The sequence below is a fragment of the Herbiconiux moechotypicola genome, assembly GCF_024979255.1.
In the GTDB taxonomy this organism is placed as follows: domain Bacteria; phylum Actinomycetota; class Actinomycetes; order Actinomycetales; family Microbacteriaceae; genus Herbiconiux; species Herbiconiux moechotypicola.
Genome location: NZ_JANLCN010000001.1, coordinates 408,049 through 427,314, shown reverse-complemented (window position 1 = coordinate 427,314; position 19,266 = coordinate 408,049). Strand labels below are relative to the sequence as shown.

The 19,266-nt window shown below is 70.1% G+C and carries 18 protein-coding genes and 2 tRNA genes; 8 read left to right on the top strand and 12 right to left on the bottom strand.

Translation table 11 applies throughout. From position 1 onward, the window contains the following. Positions 1–23: 23 nt before the first annotated feature. Positions 24–992 (bottom strand): virulence RhuM family protein/type II toxin-antitoxin system death-on-curing family toxin, encoded by a 969-nt coding sequence (locus N1031_RS02035; RefSeq protein WP_259477911.1) that lies wholly within the window; start codon positions 990–992, stop codon positions 24–26. Between the two features lie 66 nt (positions 993–1,058). Then, a tRNA-Val gene (locus N1031_RS02030) sits at positions 1,059–1,131 on the bottom strand. A gap of 58 nt (positions 1,132–1,189) precedes the next feature. Between N1031_RS02030 and N1031_RS02025 the strand changes: the two genes are divergently transcribed. After that, positions 1,190–1,894 (top strand): hypothetical protein, encoded by a 705-nt coding sequence (locus N1031_RS02025; RefSeq protein ID WP_259477910.1) that lies wholly within the window; start codon positions 1,190–1,192, stop codon positions 1,892–1,894. A 24-nt stretch (positions 1,895–1,918) separates the two neighbouring features. On the opposite strand, the gene N1031_RS02020 is transcribed toward N1031_RS02025, so the two are convergent. Genes N1031_RS02020 through N1031_RS02010 form a run of 3 tightly spaced genes read right to left on the bottom strand, consistent with a single transcriptional unit; the run spans position 1,919 to position 3,930 of the window. Next, positions 1,919–2,761 carry a hypothetical protein gene (locus tag N1031_RS02020; RefSeq protein ID WP_375163600.1) on the bottom strand — a complete coding sequence of 281 codons (843 nt, stop codon included), beginning with the start codon at positions 2,759–2,761 and terminating at the stop codon, positions 1,919–1,921. Next, positions 2,758–3,396, bottom strand: a complete 639-nt coding sequence (locus N1031_RS02015; RefSeq protein WP_259477909.1) for a SatD family protein — start codon at positions 3,394–3,396, stop codon at positions 2,758–2,760. The genes N1031_RS02020 and N1031_RS02015 overlap by 4 nt, the downstream gene beginning before the upstream one ends. Before the next feature lie 60 nt (positions 3,397–3,456). Continuing rightward, positions 3,457–3,930, bottom strand: a complete 474-nt coding sequence (locus N1031_RS02010) for a peroxiredoxin (protein WP_259477908.1) — start codon at positions 3,928–3,930, stop codon at positions 3,457–3,459. Positions 3,931–4,142: 212 nt separating this feature from the next. On the opposite strand from N1031_RS02010, the gene aceE reads away from it, so the two are divergent. The 6 genes from aceE (at position 4,143) to N1031_RS01980 (ending at position 11,926) form a co-directional block, all read left to right on the top strand. Then, the gene (gene aceE, locus N1031_RS02005; protein WP_259477907.1) at positions 4,143–6,869 is read left to right on the top strand and encodes a pyruvate dehydrogenase (acetyl-transferring), homodimeric type; all 2,727 of its coding nucleotides are present in this window, start codon (positions 4,143–4,145) and stop codon (positions 6,867–6,869) included. Between the two features lie 64 nt (positions 6,870–6,933). Further along, positions 6,934–8,187, top strand: coding sequence for a PucR family transcriptional regulator (locus N1031_RS02000; RefSeq protein WP_259477906.1), 1,254 nt, complete (start codon positions 6,934–6,936; stop codon positions 8,185–8,187). A gap of 92 nt (positions 8,188–8,279) precedes the next feature. Then, positions 8,280–9,200 carry an ACP S-malonyltransferase gene (locus N1031_RS01995; protein WP_259477905.1) on the top strand — a complete coding sequence of 307 codons (921 nt, stop codon included), beginning with the start codon at positions 8,280–8,282 and terminating at the stop codon, positions 9,198–9,200. 33 nt (positions 9,201–9,233) lie between these two features. Continuing rightward, positions 9,234–10,235 (top strand): beta-ketoacyl-ACP synthase III, encoded by a 1,002-nt coding sequence (locus N1031_RS01990; RefSeq protein ID WP_259477904.1) that lies wholly within the window; start codon positions 9,234–9,236, stop codon positions 10,233–10,235. A 65-nt stretch (positions 10,236–10,300) separates the two neighbouring features. After that, on the top strand, positions 10,301–10,549 hold the full coding sequence (locus N1031_RS01985) for an acyl carrier protein (RefSeq protein ID WP_259477903.1): 249 nt from the start codon (positions 10,301–10,303) through the stop codon (positions 10,547–10,549). A gap of 138 nt (positions 10,550–10,687) precedes the next feature. Next, a complete protein-coding gene (locus tag N1031_RS01980; RefSeq protein ID WP_259477902.1) occupies positions 10,688–11,926 on the top strand; it encodes a beta-ketoacyl-[acyl-carrier-protein] synthase family protein in 1,239 nt (412 codons plus the stop codon). Between the two features lie 168 nt (positions 11,927–12,094). On the opposite strand, the gene N1031_RS01975 is transcribed toward N1031_RS01980, so the two are convergent. Beyond that, complete coding sequence (locus N1031_RS01975; RefSeq protein ID WP_259477901.1) at positions 12,095–12,601, bottom strand: DUF3145 domain-containing protein; 507 nt, start codon at positions 12,599–12,601, stop codon at positions 12,095–12,097. A gap of 193 nt (positions 12,602–12,794) precedes the next feature. Here N1031_RS01975 and N1031_RS01970 point away from each other — a divergent pair, with 193 nt between their 5' ends. Next, the gene (locus tag N1031_RS01970) at positions 12,795–13,382 is read left to right on the top strand and encodes a PadR family transcriptional regulator (protein WP_259477900.1); all 588 of its coding nucleotides are present in this window, start codon (positions 12,795–12,797) and stop codon (positions 13,380–13,382) included. A gap of 6 nt (positions 13,383–13,388) precedes the next feature. Here the strand turns inward: N1031_RS01970 and N1031_RS01965 are convergent, their stop codons facing one another. The 6 genes from N1031_RS01965 to N1031_RS01940 all read right to left on the bottom strand — a co-directional run bounded on the left by N1031_RS01965 (position 13,389) and on the right by N1031_RS01940 (position 19,237). Beyond that, positions 13,389–15,833, bottom strand: coding sequence for a transglutaminase TgpA family protein (locus N1031_RS01965; RefSeq protein ID WP_259477899.1), 2,445 nt, complete (start codon positions 15,831–15,833; stop codon positions 13,389–13,391). Beyond that, positions 15,830–17,167, bottom strand: a complete 1,338-nt coding sequence (locus N1031_RS01960) for a DUF58 domain-containing protein (protein ID WP_259477898.1) — start codon at positions 17,165–17,167, stop codon at positions 15,830–15,832. The genes N1031_RS01965 and N1031_RS01960 overlap by 4 nt, the downstream gene beginning before the upstream one ends. Before the next feature lie 2 nt (positions 17,168–17,169). Beyond that, complete coding sequence (locus N1031_RS01955) at positions 17,170–18,207, bottom strand: AAA family ATPase (RefSeq protein ID WP_259477897.1); 1,038 nt, start codon at positions 18,205–18,207, stop codon at positions 17,170–17,172. Beyond that, entirely contained in the window at positions 18,204–18,662 is a 459-nt protein-coding gene (locus tag N1031_RS01950) for a hypothetical protein (RefSeq protein WP_259477896.1), read from the bottom strand. Before N1031_RS01950 ends, N1031_RS01955 begins: the two co-directional genes overlap by 4 nt. A 72-nt stretch (positions 18,663–18,734) precedes the next feature. Continuing rightward, positions 18,735–19,055 carry a hypothetical protein gene (locus N1031_RS01945; protein WP_259477895.1) on the bottom strand — a complete coding sequence of 107 codons (321 nt, stop codon included), beginning with the start codon at positions 19,053–19,055 and terminating at the stop codon, positions 18,735–18,737. 108 nt (positions 19,056–19,163) lie between these two features. Continuing rightward, a tRNA-Ile gene (locus tag N1031_RS01940) sits at positions 19,164–19,237 on the bottom strand. Positions 19,238–19,266: the final 29 nt, after the last annotated feature.

Sequence of the window (19,266 nt, the reverse complement as noted above, 5' to 3'; positions counted from 1 at the left end):
CCGGCGTCGCTGTGTGTCTGGGCCTACGCCCCGTCGGCTGACACCATGCGGACGAGGAGCGCGATCATGAGACTCTTCTCTCTCGGATCGCTCATCGCGACCATCAGTGTGATCGCGGCGAGAGTGTTGTTCGCGATGCGGGGCGTGGAGTCCGGAGCCGTCAGCAGGCCGTTCCGCGCGAGGAATGTCACGAAGAGCGCTGCTGCGCTGCGCTTGTTGCCGTCGGAGAGCGGGTGGTCTTTCACCACGAGGTACAAGAGATTCGCGGCTTTCTCCTCGACGGTCGGATAGAGCTCCTCACCGGCGAATCCCTGGTAGACCGCTCCGATCGTCGCCTCAAGTGAATCCGCACGTTCGCGCCCGAACAGGGTGTCGGTGGGGAATTCTGCAGCGACCTCGGCGATCACCGCGCGCGCCTCCGAGACGGTCAGTTCCCACCCGGGAACTGCCACGGGAGCGGTGGCGATGCGCGCCTCGTCATACTCGCGCAGAAGCGTCAGCCCAGGCAGGTAGTCGGCGACCAGGTCTGCCACGCCGGCGACCAGGTCATCATCGGATCGGGCGAGGATCTGCACGAGTTTGCCGAGCTCTTCGAGGCGGCGCTCATCGATCACATATCCGCGCACCATGAACTCGCGAAGTCTCGCTGTGGCCCAGATTCGGAACTGCGTCGCGATTCTGGTCTTCACCCGGTAGCCAACCGAGATGATCACATCGAGGTTGTAGAACGGAATCTCGCGCTCGACACGGCGCGCCCCTTCGTTGCGAACCTGTCGGAATTTCCGACAGGTTGCTTCTTCATCCAGTTCGCCCTCCGCGAAGACCCGGCCGATATGCTCCACGACATTCGTTCGACTTGTCTGGAACAGATCGGCGATCTGCTGCTGGCTGAGCCAGACGGTCTCGTCATCGAGTCGGACTTCGAGCGCAGGAGCGCCGTCGTCGCGCTGATAGAGAATGACCTCTCCGACGGGCTGATTCGTGATGGCCATCACTCCCTGCTGACGAAGACCGACATGAGCATGACTCATCATACGCCCGAAGGTCTCGAAACGAGGTGGGCCCTACCGGGATCGAACCGATGACATCCACGGTGTAAACGTGGCGCTCTACCAGCTGAGCTAAAGGCCCGCGTCGCGCGGGCGGGGCCCGGCGGTGCGGGGAAAGCCTACAGGCTTAGACTGCGATCGTGAGCGAGTTGGATGCGCCGTCGGCCGGGCAGGAGCGGGCTCAGGCCGAGCATCGGTGGCCCGCCGCGGTCGGGGTGCTCGTCATTCTCGTGAGCTACGCGCTGCTGCCGGCGCACCTGTTCGGCGCCGTACGGTACGGCGTGATCGTGCTGTGCGTGGCGATGCTGGTGCCGGTCATCGTCATCAATCCGCACCGGTTCACGAAGCAGACCACGTGGTCGCGCCGGCTCGGCGTGGCGCTCGCGCTCGTGATCGGACTCACGAACCAGGCGCTGCTGGTGGTGCTGGTGCAGTTGCTGGTGGCGAACACCGAAGACGGGCCGACGGTGCTGCTCGCTGCGCTGCAGCTCTGGCTCACCAACGTGATCGGTTTCGCTCTGCTCTACTGGGAGCTCGACCGCGGCGGCCCTGTGGTGCGCACCCAGCGAGGGCGGGCGAAGCTGCCACCGGCCGACTTCCGATTCCCTCAGGACGAGGACCACGACGCCTCCCCTGAGGTCGCCGCCCACTCCTCGAAGACGAGCAACTGGCGGCCCGGATTCGTCGACTACCTCTACTTCTCTCTCAGCGACGCGATGGCCTTCAGCCCCACGGATGTGATGCCGCTCACCCATCGCGCCAAGCTGCTGATGGGGCTCGAGGCGTTCGCGGGATTCGTGCTGCTGGCGCTCGTGATCGCGCGCGGCGTCAGCCTCCTGGGGTGAGCCTGCTGGGGTGAGCGCAGAGCGTCAGCCCTGGGCCGCCACCCAGAGCAGGGCTGCCGCCGCCAGCGCGATCGCCCAGCTCACGAGACTGCCCACGAGGAAGTACTCCGCCTTCGACCCACGGCCGCCGTCGATCGAGATCTCGGGAAACCGCACGATCCCCTTGGCCGCCAGGATGCCCGCCACGATCGGCAGAGCACCCGCGAGGGTGAGGGCGGTGATGAGCAGCCGCTCGAGCGGACCGATCAGGCGCCCGCCCTTGAGGTCGGTCACCGCGGGGGCGATCGGCACCACGGGCGGTCTCCGCCACCAGCGCAGCCGCGAAGACCCGGCCGCAGGGGCGGTCTTCGCCGTCGCACCCTCGGCCGACGCCGCCGCAGCGGCCACGTCGTCGGCCTCGAGCACGGCGGGCCGGAGCGCGGCCCGCACGACGATGTTCGCACTCTCCACCAGGAACAGCGCGACCCCGGCCCCCAGCACGATCGCCTCGAGCGGCACCGCGCGCACGATCCCGAGCGGCGCGGCGGCGTGGGCCGCCACCAGGAATCCGCCGGGCTCCGGCAGGAACGACGACAGCAGCATCGACGCCGGCACCGCCACGAGCACACCGACCCCCGGCAGGATGCCCGTGGCACGCCTCACATCCGCCTTCGCCGAGGTCGACCACACCCAGCCCACCGCGAGCACCAGCGGCACGAGCACCCACCACGCCGGCACCCCCAGCCCCAGCACGGTGATCACGAGCACGAGCAGCCACACGACGGCGATGGTCGCGGTCTCGAGGCCGCGTCGCGCATCCTGAGCCCTCGCGCCCCGGATGAGGTCTGCCGCGCCGATCAGGATGAGCAGCACCGCCCCGAGCATCACGGCAGCACCACCAGTTGCTCGATGCCCGTCACGAGACCGGCACCGCCCGAACGCCGCAGCGCCTGCGAGACGGCCGACTGCGTGATGCCCTCCTCGACGGCGAGCTCGCTCTGCAGCCTTCCGCACATGACGCCGTAGGTGAGCCGGCGCGCGCGCAGGTTCATCGCGCCCACCACCTGGTCGCGGGCGAGCAGGTAGGCGTTCACGAGTGCCTCCAGCCCGGCGTGCTCCGGTCCTCCGCGGAACCAGCTGCGCGACGACGGCACCCGCCGGTCTTCGCGGTCGTGCGCCATGACGATCGCCTCGCGGGCTCGCCACCAACCCGAACCGTCCTGGATCGCGCCGATCGGACCATCATCGACGTGCTCGACCTCGCCGAGGCCGAGTCCGAAGCGACAGTCCAGACCCTCGGGAAGGGCGAGGCGCGCCAGCAGGATAGCCTCGAGTGCGGGGCCGACGGCCGGATACACGGCTTGGAACTCGTCGCCGACCGTGGCGCGGAGCGGCAGCGACGGCCGGGTACGCGCATCCACCGCGGCGAACACATCGGCCAGTTCGAGCTGCGCGGCCCGCCGGTCGGCGAGGCGGCGCGACTCGACGATGTCCACGATGACGGCGACCTGATTCGCGACCATGGAATGAAGCCTACAGCTTATAAAGCTGAAATATAAGCCCCTGGCTACAGCGATTGAGGCTCAGACACACTCGGGGACGAGCTCTTCGAGAGCGGCGCGGTAGGCCGCGAGCGCACGTGCCTCACCGGGCGCGGTGATGAAGGAGGCGCGGATGATGCGGTTCTCGTCGATGAGGAAGGTCGCCCGGTTGGCGAAGCCCTTCTCCTCGAGGAACACCCCGTAGTCCTTCGCCACATCTCCATGCGGCCAGAAGTCGGCCACGAGGGTGAAGTCGTACCCCTCCTTCTCGGCCCAGGCGCGGAGCGTCGCCTTGGAGTCGACCGAGATGCCGATCAGTTCGACGTTCGCGTCTTTGAAGAGGGCGAGGTTGTCTTCGAGCACGCAGAGCTCGCTCGTGCACACCCCCGAGAAGGCAAGCGGGAAGAACACCAGCGCCACCGGCTTCTTGCCCTGGAACTGGCTGAGTCGCACCCGTTCGCCGTACTGGTTCGGCAGATCGAAGTCGGGTGCCAGGGTGTCGTTCTCCAAAGCCATCTCGGCTTTCCTTCCCTACCGGCTCGTCTCACCGGCAAAACCCGCCCGACTCTACTCCTGTCCCCCGATTCCTCCAAACACCCGGGCGTGTCCTAGGAGGATTCGGGAGGTCGGCCGACGGCGCTAGGCTGGTCGGTGGCGTTCCGGCCATCATCCCGGCGCGGGCGTCCGACACGAACACAGTCTGTCTACAACAGAGGAAGAGGTCGACGGTGACGGTCAACGACCAGGATCCATATTCGGCGGGACACATCGATTCCGATCCCGACGAGACGGCGGAGTGGAACGAGTCGCTCGACGCCCTGGTCGCCGCCCGCGGCCACGGTCGCGCCCGCGACATCATGCTCAGCCTGCTCAAGCGCTCGAAAGAACTGCATCTGGGCGTGCCGATGGTGCCGACCACCGACTACATCAACACCATCGCCCCCGAGAACGAGGCGGAGTTCCCCGGCGACGAGGCGCTCGAACGCAAGTACCGCGCGTGGATCCGCTGGAACGCCGCCATGACCGTGCACCGGGCACAGCGGCCCGGCATCGCGGTCGGCGGCCACATCTCCACCTACGCCTCGAGCGCCGCGCTCTACGAGGTGGGCTTCAACCACTTCTTCCGCGGGCAAGACCACCCCGGTGGCGGAGACCAGATCTTCGTGCAGGGCCACGCCTCCCCCGGCACCTACGCCCGCGCCTTCCTCGAGGGCCGGCTCTCCGCCGACCAGCTCGACGGCTTCCGCCAGGAGAAGTCGCACGCCGGCGGCGGCCTCAGCTCCTACCCGCACCCGCGGCTCATGCCCGAATTCTGGCAGTTCCCGACGGTGTCGATGGGTCTCGGCCCCATCAACGCCATCTACCAGGCGCAGCTCAACAAGTACCTCACCAACCGCGGCATCAAAGACGCCTCCGACCAGCAGGTCTGGGCCTTCCTCGGCGACGGCGAGATGGACGAGGTGGAGAGCCGCGGCCAGCTGCAGGTGGCCGCCAACGAGGGTCTCGACAACCTCAACTTCGTCATCAACTGCAACCTCCAGCGCCTCGACGGCCCGGTGCGCGGCAACGGCAAGATCATCCAGGAGCTCGAGAGCTTCTTCCGCGGCGCCGGCTGGAACGTCATCAAGGTCATCTGGGGCCGCGAGTGGGACGACCTGCTCGCCCGCGATACCGAGGGCGCCCTGCTGAACCTCATGAACACGGTTCCGGATGGCGACTTCCAGACCTACAAGGCCGAGTCTGGCGCCTACGTGCGCGAGAACTTCTTCGGTCGCGACCCGCGGGCGCTCGAGCTCGTGAAGGACTACACCGACGACGACATCTGGAACCTCAAGCGCGGCGGTCACGACTACCGCAAGGTCTACGCCGCCTTCAAGGCCGCGTCGGAGCACAAGGGCCAGCCCACCGTCATCCTGGCGCACACCATCAAGGGCTACGGTCTCGGGCCCGCCTTCGAGGGTCGCAACGCGACGCACCAGATGAAGAAGATGACCCTCGACAACCTCAAGACCTTCCGCGACCAGATGCACATCCCGGTCACGGATGCGCAGCTCGAGGAGAACCCCTACCTCCCGCCCTACTACCACCCGGGCGAGAACGACGAAGCCATCCAGTACCTGCACGAACGTCGCCGCGCGCTCGGCGGCTACGTGCCGGAGCGCCGCACGAAGCACACCGCCTTCACACTGCCCGACGACTCCTCCTACCAGACCCTCAAGAAGGGCTCGGGAACGCAGGAGATCGCCACGACCATGGCCTTCGTGCGCCTGCTGAAAGACCTCACCCGGGCGAAGGACTTCGGCAACCGCGTGGTGCCGATCATCCCCGACGAGGCGCGCACCTTCGGCATGGACGCGTTCTTCCCCTCGAACAAGATCTACAACCCCAAGGGGCAGCACTACACCTCGGTCGACCGCGAACTGCTGCTGGCCTACAAGGAGAGCCCCCAGGGCCAGATCATCCACGTGGGCATCAACGAGGCAGGCGCCCTCGCGGCGTTCACCGCGGTGGGCACCAGCTACTCCACCCAGGGCGAGCCGCTCATCCCGGTCTACGTCTTCTACTCGATGTTCGGGTTCCAGCGCACGGGCGACGCCCTGTGGGCGGCGGGAGACCAGATGGCACGCGGCTTCGTGATCGGCGCCACCGCCGGCCGCACCACGCTCACCGGTGAAGGCCTGCAGCACGCCGACGGGCACTCGCACCTGCTGGCCGCCACGAACCCCGCCGTGGTGTCATACGACCCGGCCTACGGCTACGAGCTCAACCACATCGTGCGCGCCGGCCTCGACCGCATGTACGGCGGCACCCACACCGACCCCAACGTCATGTACTACCTCACTGTGTACAACGAGCCGCACGTTCAGCCCGCCGAGCCCGAGGATCTCGACGTCGACGGCGTGGTGAAGGGTATCTACAAGCTCAAGCAGGGCTGGATCGAGGGCCCCAAGGCCCAGATCCTCTCCTCGGGCGTGGCGGTGCCGTGGGCTCTCGAGGCCCAGCAGCTGCTGGCCGACGACTGGGGCGTGTCGGCCGACGTGTGGTCGGTCACCTCGTGGACCGAGCTCCGCCGCGACGGCCTCCGCGCCGAGGAGCACAACTTCCTGCACCCGAACGAGGAGCGCCACGTGCCCTACCTCACGGCGAAGCTGCGCGACGAGCCGGGCCCCTTCGTGGCGGTGAGCGATTACATGCACGCCGTCACCGACCAGATCCGTCAGTTCGTGCCCGGCGAGTACGCCACACTCGGTGCCGACGACTTCGGCTTCTCCGACACCCGCCCCGCCGCCCGCCGGTTCTTCAAGATCGACGGACCATCCGTGGTGGTGCGCGTGCTGGAGCAGCTGGCCGAGCGCGGCGAGGTCGACCGCAACGCGCCGAGCTGGGCCATCGAGAAGTACCGGCTCTACGACGTGACGGCCGGCACCAGCGGCAGCGCGGGCGGCGAGAGCTGACCACCACGAACACGATGACGACGCGATCGATCGCGGTCGTGGGCGACGACGCCCCGGAGGCCTGATGGCGAAGACCAAGGAGCAGACGCTCGCGTGGCTGCGCACCATCTCCGGGGAGCTCTCGACCGCGACGATCAAGCGTCTCGACGCCACGCTGCCCTGGTACGGCGACATGCCGCCAGGGCGGCGCTCGGCGGTGGGCCTCGTGGCCCAGCAGGGCATCAAGTCGTTCATCCAGTGGTACGACGACCCCACCACCACCACCTGGATCGCGGCCGACGTGTTCGGTTCCGCACCCCGCGAGCTGCTTCGCTCGGTGAGCCTGCAGCAGACGCTGCAGCTCATCCGTGTGGTGGTCGAGGTGGTGGAAGACAGAGTCGCCAACGGCGATCAGACCCTCCGCGAGGCCATCCTGCTCTACTCGCGCGAGATCGCGTTCGCCGCCGCCGACGTGTACGCGCGCGCCGCCGAGGCCCGTGGTCTCTGGGACGCCAGGCTCGAGGCCCTCGTCGTCGACAGCATCCTGAGCGGCGAGTACGACGACGAGCTGCCCTCCCGCATCGCGGCCCTCGGCTGGCACGGGCACGGCGAGGTGAGCGTGCTCGTGGGCACGACACCCCGCCAGCTCGACGTCGACCAGCTGCGACGCACGGCACGTCATGTGAACGCCGACGTGCTCATCGGGGTGCAGGGCGGCAGGCTCGTGCTCGTGATCGGCCGTGCCCAGCCCTCGACCGGGGCGACCGTCGAGGGGGCGAACGGCACCGCGACCGCGCCTCTGCCGACGGGCGAGGTTCAGGATGCGGTGGGTTCGGCTTCAGCGCCGGCTCTCTCGTTCCTCGACATCGCCACGCAGCTCGAACCCGGCTTCGGCCCCGGTCACCTGGTGCTCGGCCACGAGGTTCCGAGCCTCGTCGAGGCCTCCCGGAGCGCGAAGGCCGCCCTGGCCGGCTTCGCGGTCGCCCGGGCCTGGCGCAATGCTCCACGGCCGATGCTCGCCGACGACCTGCTGCCCGAGCGCGCCCTCGCGGGCGATCCGCTCGCGCGCTCGACCCTCGTCAACCGGGTCTACCGGCCGCTGCAAGACCAATCCCCCGAGCTCATGACCACCCTGTGGTGCTACCTCGACAACGGCCGCTCCCTCGAGGCCACGGCCCGCGAGCTCTTCGTGCACCCGAACACCGTGCGCTACCGACTCAAACGCGTCACCCAGGTGATCGGGTGGGATGCCACCGGCGCCCGGGAGGCCCTCATCCTGCAGTCCGCGCTCATCCTGGGCTCGATGAACGACCACGACGGGCCCGGTTCGCGGCGCTGACGCGATCGTTTGTACGCCTTCGACAATGATTTTTCGAAAGTGTTGAGCGCGTTCTCCACACCCCACCCTCGAACTCTTGGGAGACTGAAGCCATGATCGTCGTCGTTTGCCCCGGCCAGGGGTCGCAGACCCCCGGATTCCTCGAGCCCTGGATCGCCGATCCGGCACGCCGCGAGCGTCTCGTCGAGCTGGGTGATGCCGCGGGAGTCGACCTCGTGACCCACGGCACGGCGAGCGACGCCGACACCATCCGCGACACCGCGATCGCCCAGCCGCTCATCGTGGCCGCCGGCATCCTCACACTCGACGCCCTGTTCGCCGAGGGGCGCCGTGAGCGCGTCGGCGGCATCGCGGGCCACTCGGTCGGCGAGATCACCGCCGCCGCGGGAGCCGGCATCCTCAGCGCGACCGACGCGATGCGCGTGGTGGGCGAGCGCGGCCGTGCGATGGCCGACGCCGCGGCCACCACGCAGACCGGCATGAGCGCCGTCGTCGGCGGCGACCAGGGCGAACTGCTCGCGCTGTTCGACCAGGTCGGTGTCATCCCCGCCAACTACAACGGCGGTGGCCAGATCGTGGTCGCGGGGGCTCCGGATGCTCTGGCCGCGCTCGCGGAGGCCGCGCCGCGCGGGGTGCGGGTCATCCCGCTCCAGGTCGCCGGCGCCTTCCACACCCACTACATGACACCCGCCGTGGAGCGCCTCGCCGCGGTGACCGCTGAGCTCTCCCCCGCCGATCCGACGCTGCCCATCTGGACCAACCACGACGGCTCGCTCGTCGCCGGCGGCTCGCGCTTCGTCGAGCTGCTCGTCGGTCAGGTCTCCTCGCCGGTGCGCTGGGACCTCGACATGGAGGCGTTCGCCGAGGCCGGCGTGACCGGCCTCATCGAGGTGGCTCCTGCGGGGGCCCTCACCGGTCTCGCGCGCCGCGGTCTGAAGGGTGTGCCGACGGTCGCCGTCAAGACGCCCGACGACCTCGCCGCCGCCTACGAGCTCATCGACCAGGCCGCCTGAGCGACCATCACCCGACAGATCCGAGGGAACCCCATGACCGCATCCCTGCAGCAGAAGACCGGACCGCAGTTCACCCGCATCCACGCCATCGGCGCGGCGCGCGGCGACCTCTCGGTGGTCAACGACGAACTCGTCGGCCCGATCGACTCCTCCGACGAGTGGATCCGCCAGCGCACGGGCATCATCGAGCGCAAGCGCGCCTCGCACGACGTGTTCGCGGTCGACCTGGCCGAGCGCGCCTCGCTCGAGGCGATCGAGGGTGCGAACATCGTGCCCTCGCAGATCGGCGCCATCATCGTCTCCACCATCAGCAACCCCGTCATCACGCCGTCGCTCGCGACGCACCTGGCCGAGCGGATCGGCGCGCCGTCGGCCGCGGCGTACGACATCAGCGCGGCCTGCGCCGGCTACGCCTACGGCATCGGTCAGGCCGACTCCCTCGTGCGGGCCGGCCTCGCCGACTACGTGCTCGTGGTGGGCGCCGAGAAGCTCTCCGAGTATGTCGACCCGGCCGACCGGTCGATCTCCTTCCTCCTCGGCGACGGCGCCGGCGCCGCCGTCGTGGGGCCGAGCGACACCGCGGGCATCGGCCCGACCGTGTGGGGCTCCGACGCGACCAAGCGCGAGGAGATCTACATGACGGGCACGAGCATCCAGTTCCGCGACCAGGAGGCCGAGTGGCCGACCCTGCGCCAGAACGGCCAGGCCGTGTTCCGCTGGGCGGTGTGGGAGATGGTGAAGGTCGCCAAGGAGGCGCTCGACGCCGCGGGAGTGACCGTCGACGACCTCGCCGCGTTCATCCCGCACCAGGCGAACATGCGCATCATCGACGAGTTCGCCAAGCAGCTCAAGCTGCCCGAGTCGGTGGCCATCGCCCGCGACATCGCGACCACCGGCAACACCTCGGCCGCGAGCATCCCGCTCGCCACCCATCGCCTGCTCGAGGAGAACCCCTCGCTCTCGGGCGGCCTGGCGCTGCAGATCGGCTTCGGTGCCGGCCTCGTGTTCGGCGCCCAGGTCGTCGTGCTGCCCTGACCGACTCGCCGCTCCGGCCCGGCTAAGCTAAGTCCCGGTCACTCAACCCCCTCAAGGAGAAAACAATGGCACTGTCCACCGAAGAAGTCCTCGCCGGACTGGCCGAGCTCATCAACGACGAGACCGGCATCGCGACCGACACTGTCGAGCTGGACAAGTCCTTCACCGACGACCTCGACATCGACTCGATCTCGATGATGACCATCGTCGTGAACGCCGAGGAGAAGTTCGACGTGAAGATCCCCGACGAAGAGGTCAAGAACCTCAAGACCGTCGGCGACGCCGTCACCTTCATCGTCGGCGCCCAGGGCTGAGACCCTCCCGCCGTCGCGGTACGGCGGGGCCGTGACTCCCGAGAGTCCGACCCCGCCGCCGCGCAGCGCCCATCGGGGATCGTCTCGGACTCCCCGCATCCTGTTTCCCTGGACTGACCACCCACAGAAAGTTTCACCATGAGCACGAAGAAGATCGTCGTCACCGGCATCGGCACCACCTCCCCGCTCGGCGGAACCGCCCCGGAGACCTGGGCCAACCTCCTCGCCGGCCAGTCGGGCGCCACCGCGCTCACCCAGGACTGGGTGGCCGAGCGTGAGCTGCCGGTCACCTTCGCTGCTCAGGCCCGGGTGCCCGCCAGCGAGGCACTCGAGCGCATCGAGACCAAGCGCCTCGATCCCGGAAGCCAGTTCGCCCTCATCGCCGCCCGCGAGGCCTGGGCCGACGCGGGTTCGCCCGACGTCGTGCCCGAGCGCTTCGGCGTGGACTGGGCCACCGGCATCGGCGGGGTGTGGACCCTGCTCGACGCCTGGGACACGCTGCGCGAGAAGGGTCCGCGCCGGGTGCTCCCGATGACGGTGCCGATGCTCATGCCGAACGGTCCCGCCGCCGCCATCGAGATGTCGCTCGGCGCGCGAGCCGGCGCACGCACCGTCGTGTCGGCCTGCGCCTCCAGCACCGAGTCGATCGTGAACGCCTACGACCACCTGCAGGCAGGCTACGCCGACATCATCATCGCCGGCGGCTCCGAGGCGGCCATCCACCCGCTGCCGATCGCGGCGTTCGCCTCGATGCAGGCGCTGTCCAAGCGCAACGACGACCCGGCCACCGCATCGCGGCCGTACGACCTCACCCGAGACGGCTTCGTGCTCGGCGAGGGTGGCGCCGCCCTGGTGCTCGAGACCGAGGAGCACGCGCTCGCCCGTGGTGCACGCATCTATGCCGAGCTGCTCGGTGGTGCCATCACGAGCGACGCCTACCACATCACCGCTCCCGACCCCGAGGGCTCGGCGGCCGCACGCGCCATGATCGCCGCGGTCGCGAACGCCGGGTTCTCGCTCGACGACGTCGCCCACATCAACGCGCACGCCACCTCCACCCCCGTCGGCGACATCGCCGAGTACAAGGCGCTGCTGCACGTGTTCGGAGACCGGCTCGCGAGCATCCCGGTGTCGGCCACCAAGGCGGCCACGGGCCACCTGCTCGGTGGAGCCGGGGGCATCGAAGCGATCTTCACGGTGCTCGCCCTGCACGAGCGCACCGCGCCGCCCACCATCAACCTCACCGAGCAAGACCCCGAGATCCCGCTCGACGTGGTGCGCACCCCCCGCGCGCTGCCCGAGGGTGACCTCGTCGCCATCTCGAACTCCTTCGGTTTCGGCGGCCACAACGCCGTCGTCGCGTTCAAGACTGTGTAGGTGCCGTGGAGCCCGTCGCTGCGCGGCGGGCTCCACGGGCGGCGCCGGTCCCTGGCCGGCGCCAGGCGACATGTGGAGGTCCGGTCGCTGGCGCGGCCGGGCCTCCACCTTTGCTCGGGTGAGAAGGGCCTGTTGCCTCCTTGGGGCCGGTGCGGAGTCCTTGAGGCGTCAGCCGACGCCGCGGTGGAGGTAGACGACCGGGGACATGTCGGAGGCGTAGCGGAAGGGCTCGAGCTCGTCGTCCCAGGCCTGGCCGAGGGCGAGGCGCAGTTCGCGGTGGAGTTCCAGGGCGTTGGTGCCGGCGGTCTCCATGGCGCTGCGGATGCGGTCTTCGGGGATGACGGTGTTTCCGGCGGCATCGACCTGGGCATAGAACACCCCGAGGTCGGGCGTGTGCATCCAGCGGCCTCCGTCGAAGCCCTCGCTGGCGTCTTCGGTGACCTCGTAGCGCAGGTGCTCCCAGCCGCGCAGCGCGGAGGCGATGACCGCACCGGTGCCGGGCGCGCCCTCCCAGAAGAAGTCGGCTCGCTGGGAGCCGCGCAGCACGGGCTGCTCGATCCAGTCGAAGTTCACCGCACGACCGATAGCGCGACCTGCGGCCCACTCGACGTGGGGGCAGAGCGCGCGAGGAGCGGAGTGGATGAACACCACTCCGCGTGCAACGGTTGCCGCCATTTCTCTCTCCATTCGCGAGGTACGTCTTCCCCAACGACCTCGAATGGATGAGCGCGGCTCTATGCGGTTGTGCTGCACCAGTATGCCCGACGGCGGGAGCGAATGACAACCGTGTCATCCGGGTGTCGCGAACTCCCAGAACTCTACTGAGGGAGTAATTTCTACAGTGCTGTCGGGAGAGAACGGAGGAGCGATGTCGGTGCGCTCGGGCTTGCTGCTGCTGCTCACCTCCGGCGACGCCTACGGCCTCCAACTGCACGGGGCGCTCGAGGCCCGCACCGACCGTGTGGGCGGCATCAACGTGGGTCAGGTCTACTCGACACTGGAGCGCCTGATGGGCGCCGGTCTGGTCGCGGCAGCGGGGAGCACCGACGACGGTCTCCCTCTCTACGCCCTCACCCCGGCCGGGCGCGACGAGGCCGAGCGCTGGCTCGACGAGGCCGAGGTGCACACCGGCGGCGCCTGGGCGGAGATGGTGTTCAAGGTCCTGCTCACCGCGAGCCTGCGTGGGTCGGGTGCGGCACCCGTGGTCGCCCGCTATCGCGACGCGTGGGCCGCCACCCTTTCCGCGCCCGGTTCGGATGCGCCGACCGCCGGCGAAGCGACCGCAATCGACGCCGTGTCGGCCGGGGCCCGCGAGCTGCTCGCCGGCGCAGCGCTGGACTGGCTCTCACAGCTGGCATCTGTTCCCGGCGGCCTGGCCGCCCTCGAGCGGCCTGCACCCCTCGAGCGACCGCGCCGAGGCCGGCGCCCCACCACGGCCGGCCACTCGGCAGGGTGACATCGTTCAGGATGCTGTCGGCCGCCCCCGCGTCGAGGCAAGGCTCTCCCGTGTCCTCCTCCAGAGCGACAGCGGCAGCAGCCTCGCCCGCGCGCGATCGCCAGCGCTCCCGACGGCGTGCACGGCGGCCAGGAGCGCCTGCAGGTCGGCTCGGAGAGCAGCCCGCGCATCCGTGTCGTCGAGCGCGGGCGGAGCGTACTGCTCGCGTTCGACCGCCGCCGCGAGTCTCTGCAGACTCTGCTCCGGCAGGGGCAGATCGGCGTCCAGACGCCGGCCGAGGGTGTGCACCGTCTCCCCCGCCGACCGTTCGATACGGTGGTCGTCGAGTTCGTCCTCCCACTCCAGCCAGGCGAGCGTCGCCGGCATCGGGTCGGTGGCGAGTCGTTGCAGGCGACGGCGCCGGATGCTCGAACGCACGAACCACGGTGCCAGCACGATCACCGCGACCCCACCGAGCACGGCGGCGAAGCCGCCCCAGCCGCGCAGCTGCGAGAGGGCGAGCTGCTCGGGCGTCTGCACGCCGGCGACCGACCCCGGGTCGACGTCGGCGCGGTCGGGAGCCGCGGTGGAGGTGCTCGACGGCGCGGGGGTCGTGATCCCCTGCCCGGTGCTCGACTGGGCGTAGTCGGGGAGGCTGTAGTCGGGCGGTGTGAAGTCGAGGCCCGGTGTGGGTTCGAACGGCAGCCAGCCCACGCCCTCGAAGTAGAGTTCGGGCCACGAGTGCAGCTGGTCGGTGTAGACCTCGTAGACCGCCCGGCCCTCGGTCGTGGAGTCGGCCGTGCGCCCGGGGGCGTAGCCGACGGCGATCCGGGAGGGGATGCCCAGGGTGCGCGCCATCACGGCCATGCTCGCGGCGTAGTGCACGCAGTAGCCCGACTTGGCCTGGAGGAAGGCCACGATCGCCTCGACGTTGTCACCGTCGAAGCCGCCGTCCACGGGCGCGGTGAGGGAGTACTCGAACTGGTCGGAGCGGAAGTACTCCTGGAGTGCGACGGCGCGGTCGTAGGGGGTCGCCGCTCCCGCCGTGACCGAGGCCGCGGTGCCGGCGATGACGGGATCGAGATCGGTGGGAAGCTCGAGCGAAGCGCGGACGGCATCGGGGACGGTGGCGCCGGCCTGCGCCAACTGATCGGCGGTGGGCTCCACGTCGAGCGCAGTGACCTCGTAGTTCGCGCCCCGGGTGTCGCCCCGGAGGTCGGAGACGGTGAAGGTCGACGGGGCGAGCAGCCAGCCGCCCTCGAGCCCGTCGACACGGCTCGTGGGGTAGGGCAGCGGCAGCCAGTCGCTGCGCAGCGCGGCGATGGAGACGGAGGTCTCGGTCTCGGTCACCGGCACATCCGTCGCCAGACCCGGTGGCGTGCCGAACTCGCCGCCGTCGTAGCCCCGGCCGGAGTACGGCTGCTCAGGCTCCCACGTACCGCCGGAGAAGTCGGCGAGGGTGACCATGCGCAGGTAGAGGCCCTCCTCCGACGTGGTGGAGTACGTGAGCGAGAGTACCGGGTCGCTCCGGCGGAGGTCTCGGCCGAGCTGGATGGTGGGGTCGACCCCGGTCGAGTACACCGAGGGGAACAGCGAGCCGTCCGAGTCGTCGGCGAGGTCATCGGCCATGAGCCCGGGCGTCACCTGCGGCACCACCAGCATGGCCCCGACGGATGCGGCACCGAGCCCGAGAGCCAGCACCCCGTTGCGGCCCCGTGCGAGTCTGCTCGCGCGCTCCCGCCGCGGCGGCACGGACGCGCGCACCGGCGCCGAGAGGTTCAGGCTGCCGACGGCAGGCCCCCGGCCGATGCGGGGCACCCACCACACCAGGAGCAGCATCGACGCGGCGACGATCACGTACACGACCACATCGGGCTCCGAACGCCGCACGATAGGCGCCACCAGCAGCACGGCGAGCGGGCCGGCCCCGCTCAGAACCGGTGCCCTGAGACCGGTGGCGAGAGCATCGCTGATGACCGCGATGAGACCCACCGCCATCACCATGAGCTGGGTGATGGGGCCGTCGGCCACCGCGGGCACCTCCTGCACCGCGATCGAGGTGCCTGCCGCTCCGAGATCGGAGAGGAGGTCGTTCACCGTCGCGAGAGTCGGCACCACCCCCCACAGGGTGCCGCCCGCATAGAGCACGATCACGGTCACGGCCCACACCGACGCCGAGGCACCGACCGCGAGGTTCTCGGGCGCACCGACGGCACGCAGCACCGACGAGACGCCGAGCAGCACGATGACCATCGCCATCACCTGGAACCACCAGTCGACGCCCTGCAGCAGCGGGGCGAGGCCGGCCAGGGCCGCCCCGATCGCCACGGCGACGAGCAAGGTCGAGAACCAGGATCCTCGTCTGTCTCGCCGTCGCCCGGCCGCCGCCGTCACTCGCGCGGAGAGCACGGTCGAGCGCGTGTCGGGGGCCGGCCCGCGCGTCCCCGCCGCCCTCTCGTCGAGCCGGGTCACCGGATCCCCCGCGACTGGCCGAGCGCCCGCCACACGGCCGTGAGGCTGTCGGCCGCGGTGCAGTCGACCGCGCTCCAGCCCGCGCGCCGGAGGGTCGTGGCCGTGGGCGAGACCCGGGCGACACCACCCACCGCTCCCGCAGCCGCCCCGTCGCCGTCGGAGACCACGAGCACCACGGGATGCGACGACAGGCCCGCGAGCTCCCGGATGCGATCGGCGGCACCCGCGGCGTCGGCCACCACGGCGAACAACGGAGGGGCGTCGGGCGAGGTGAGCGACGCCCGGTCGACCGCCTCGCGGAACTCCGCCGCATCGGCCAGGGCTTCCGGTGAGGTGCGGGCGAGGTCTCTCAGCAGCCGGGCGGTGCCGTGGGGTGCGGTCACGACCTCGTCGTCGATCATTGCGGAGTGTCCCACCGCACGCACCCCGTACCCCTCTGACACCAGGTGGAGCGCGATCGACGCCGTCGCCGAGACAGCCCACTCGAATCGGGCATCTGCGCCCTCGTCGCGCGCGCGGGCTCGCACATCGGGGCCGGCCGCGAACGAGGCCGCGTCGAGCAGCACCACAGCGTCCTGATCGTTGCGCTGATCGTCCTGCCGCACCATCAGCTCGCCGTGCTTGGCGGTGGCCGGCCAGTGCACCCGTCGGATGGAGTCTCCCGGCAGGTACTTGCGGGCGATCACGTCCTGCTCCCCCGAGCCCACCAGTCGCCGGGAGACCTGGTCGGATCCGTCTCCCGTGGAGAGCCTAACGTCGATGCGGGAGAGCTCGAACACCGTCGGAGTGACCAGCAGGGTATCGGGCGTGCCGATGCGGTACCGCCGCACCGCGCATCCGAACGGGTCGGTGACGGTGACGACGAGGGGGCCGATCGGATGCTCCCCCCGCACTCCGGTGTCGACCCGATAACGCAGCGCAACGGGCACTGGCTCGTCGAAACGGGAGGCGGTGAAGCCCGGGAGGGGCGGCAGCACCGCCGGGGCCGCCGACCGCAACGGAGGAGGCGCGCCGTCGCTCCACGCCGCGGCCGGTGTGCGCACGGGGCTCCAGTTCTGCACGAAGAGCGTGGTCACGGCCGGCCGGCCCAGCGACGCGGTCTCGGGCTCGAACCTCCGCGCGACCCCGAGGGGGAGACGGCGCAGCCACACCCACGCGAACGAGAGCGCGGGCACGGCCAGCAGCAGCACCGCGAGGTAGGCGAGCTCCTGCCGACGCAGCACCTGGGTGAGCACGAACGCGACCACGGCCGCCGCCACCAGGCCCCAGCCCCGCAGGGTGAGTCGGGGCAGACCCGCGCGGGCGAGAGTCGAGCCCCGGGAGGTTCCGGGCACGGTCACAACGTGCGGGAGCGGGCGAGCGGAACAGGGGTGGCCGCGACGATGCCGCGGAGAGCGGCGGCGATGGCCTGCAGACCGCCGCCGCCGGCCTCGCCCGCCGCGCGCCGGGTGGCGACGATCCGGTGCGCCAGGATGGGGACCACGAGCTGGTCGATGTCGTCGGGCACCACGAACTCCCGGCCGTTGAGCGCTGCGAGCACCTTGGCCGCGCGCACCAAGTGGAGGGTGCCGCGGGGGCTCGCGCCCAGCCGGAACTCGGGATGCGCGCGGGTCGCCTGCACGATGGACACGACGTACGACTCGACGGCGCGGCTGACGTAGATCGCGCGGGCGGTCTCGATCATCGCGGCGAGTCGGGGCTTGTCGACCACAGGCACGAGGCGGTCGAGCGGGCTGCCGGTCTCGCGGTGGTGGAGCATCGACAGTTCGGCCGCGGCGTCGGGGTAGCCCATCGAGATGCGGGCCATGAAGCGGTCGCGCTGGGCCTCGGGGAGGGCGTAGGTGCCCTCCATCTCGATGGGGTTCTGCGTCGCCACGACGATGAACGGGGGTTCGAGGTGGTGGGTGGCGCCGTCGATCGACACCTGGCCCTCCTCCATGCACTCCAGCAGCGCCGACTGCGTCTTCGGAGAGGCGCGGTTGATCTCGTCGGCGATGACGATGTTGGCGAAGACGGCGCCGCGTTTGAACTCGAAGGCGTGGTCGACCTGGTTGTAGATGGAGACGCCGGTGACGTCGGAGGGCAGCAGGTCGGGGGTGAACTGGATGCGGCTCACCGTGCACCCGACGCTGGTGGCCAGGGCCTTGGCGAGCGTGGTCTTGCCGACTCCCGGAACGTCTTCGACGAGCAGGTGGCCCTCGGCGATGAGCACGATCAGCGCCAGCGTGGCCGCCTCGGTCTTGCCGTCGATGACCTGTTCGAGGTTGCCGAGCACGGCCCCGGTGAGTTCGCCGAACTCCTCGAGGGTGAGCGGGGCGGCGGAGGGGTCGGGCCGGCCGTGGGCGCGCGCCGAGGTGGCAGCGGGGGTGGTCATGAGCGGCGCTCCCATCGGGTCGCGAGGAGGAAGACGGTGCCGATCGCGGTGGCGGCACCCAACGCGATGAGGAAGGGTGCCGACAGCGCCAGCATCATGAGCATCACGAAGTTCTGTGTGAGTTCACTGAACATCGAGAGCTCGCTCGACGCCGCCACGAGGCTGATACCCGTGCCGAGCAGGAGCGCCGAGATCACCCAGAGCGCGATCACGAAGCCGTCGACGAGACGGACCGGACCGGCCGTCGCACGGGTTCGCACCGCCATCCCGTCCCCGTCCTCGTCGGAGAAGGGTCTCGCCTGGTCGGGGGAACCGAAGCCCAAGGCGTCGGACAGCTCGTCGTACTCGGGTCGCTCGTCGAAGCCGGGCTGAAACGCGGCATCGAACCGGGAGTCGAGTGCGGCACGCCCCGGAGCACGATCGTGGCGGCCGGGCAGTTCGGTCGGTTCGCGCACGGTGGGCTCCTCGTCGTCGGCGGCGTCCTCCCACGATAGGCACTCCCGCCGACATCGGCCAGCGCGCTGCGGTCAGTCGCCGCTCAGTCCGAATCCGGCGATCTCCCGGGCGAGCTCGTCGTCGTCGACCCCGTCACTCGCCACGACCGCGGTCGGCACGCCATGGCCCACCACCAGGCTGAGCGGCGCCCTCTCCCGCGAACCGGCCACGACACCGTAGACCGTGTGCAGCGCCGTCCGGCGTCGCCGGCACAGCTCCGTGATCCGCGCCGCGAGCAGCGCCGCCTGGGTGGCGTCGACGGCGATCGTCAACTCGCCGTAGTGCACGAGGTGCCCGTGGACGACGCTCTCGGTGGTGGAATCGCGGGTGCGGGCGGATGAGGTGCTCTGCATCCCTCGACGGTAGCCTCACCGCCGGCGGCCCTCGATGGGGACAACTCCCCATGCAATCACCCCGCAATCCTGAACGGCACAATCGCCAGGCGAGCAGCGAGTGATCGGTAGGGCGGACGGGACTTGAACCCGTGACCGACGGATTATGAGTCCGCTGCTCTAACCAGCTGAGCTACCGCCCCACGGCGCACCGGGGCGCGACCGCTCCCCC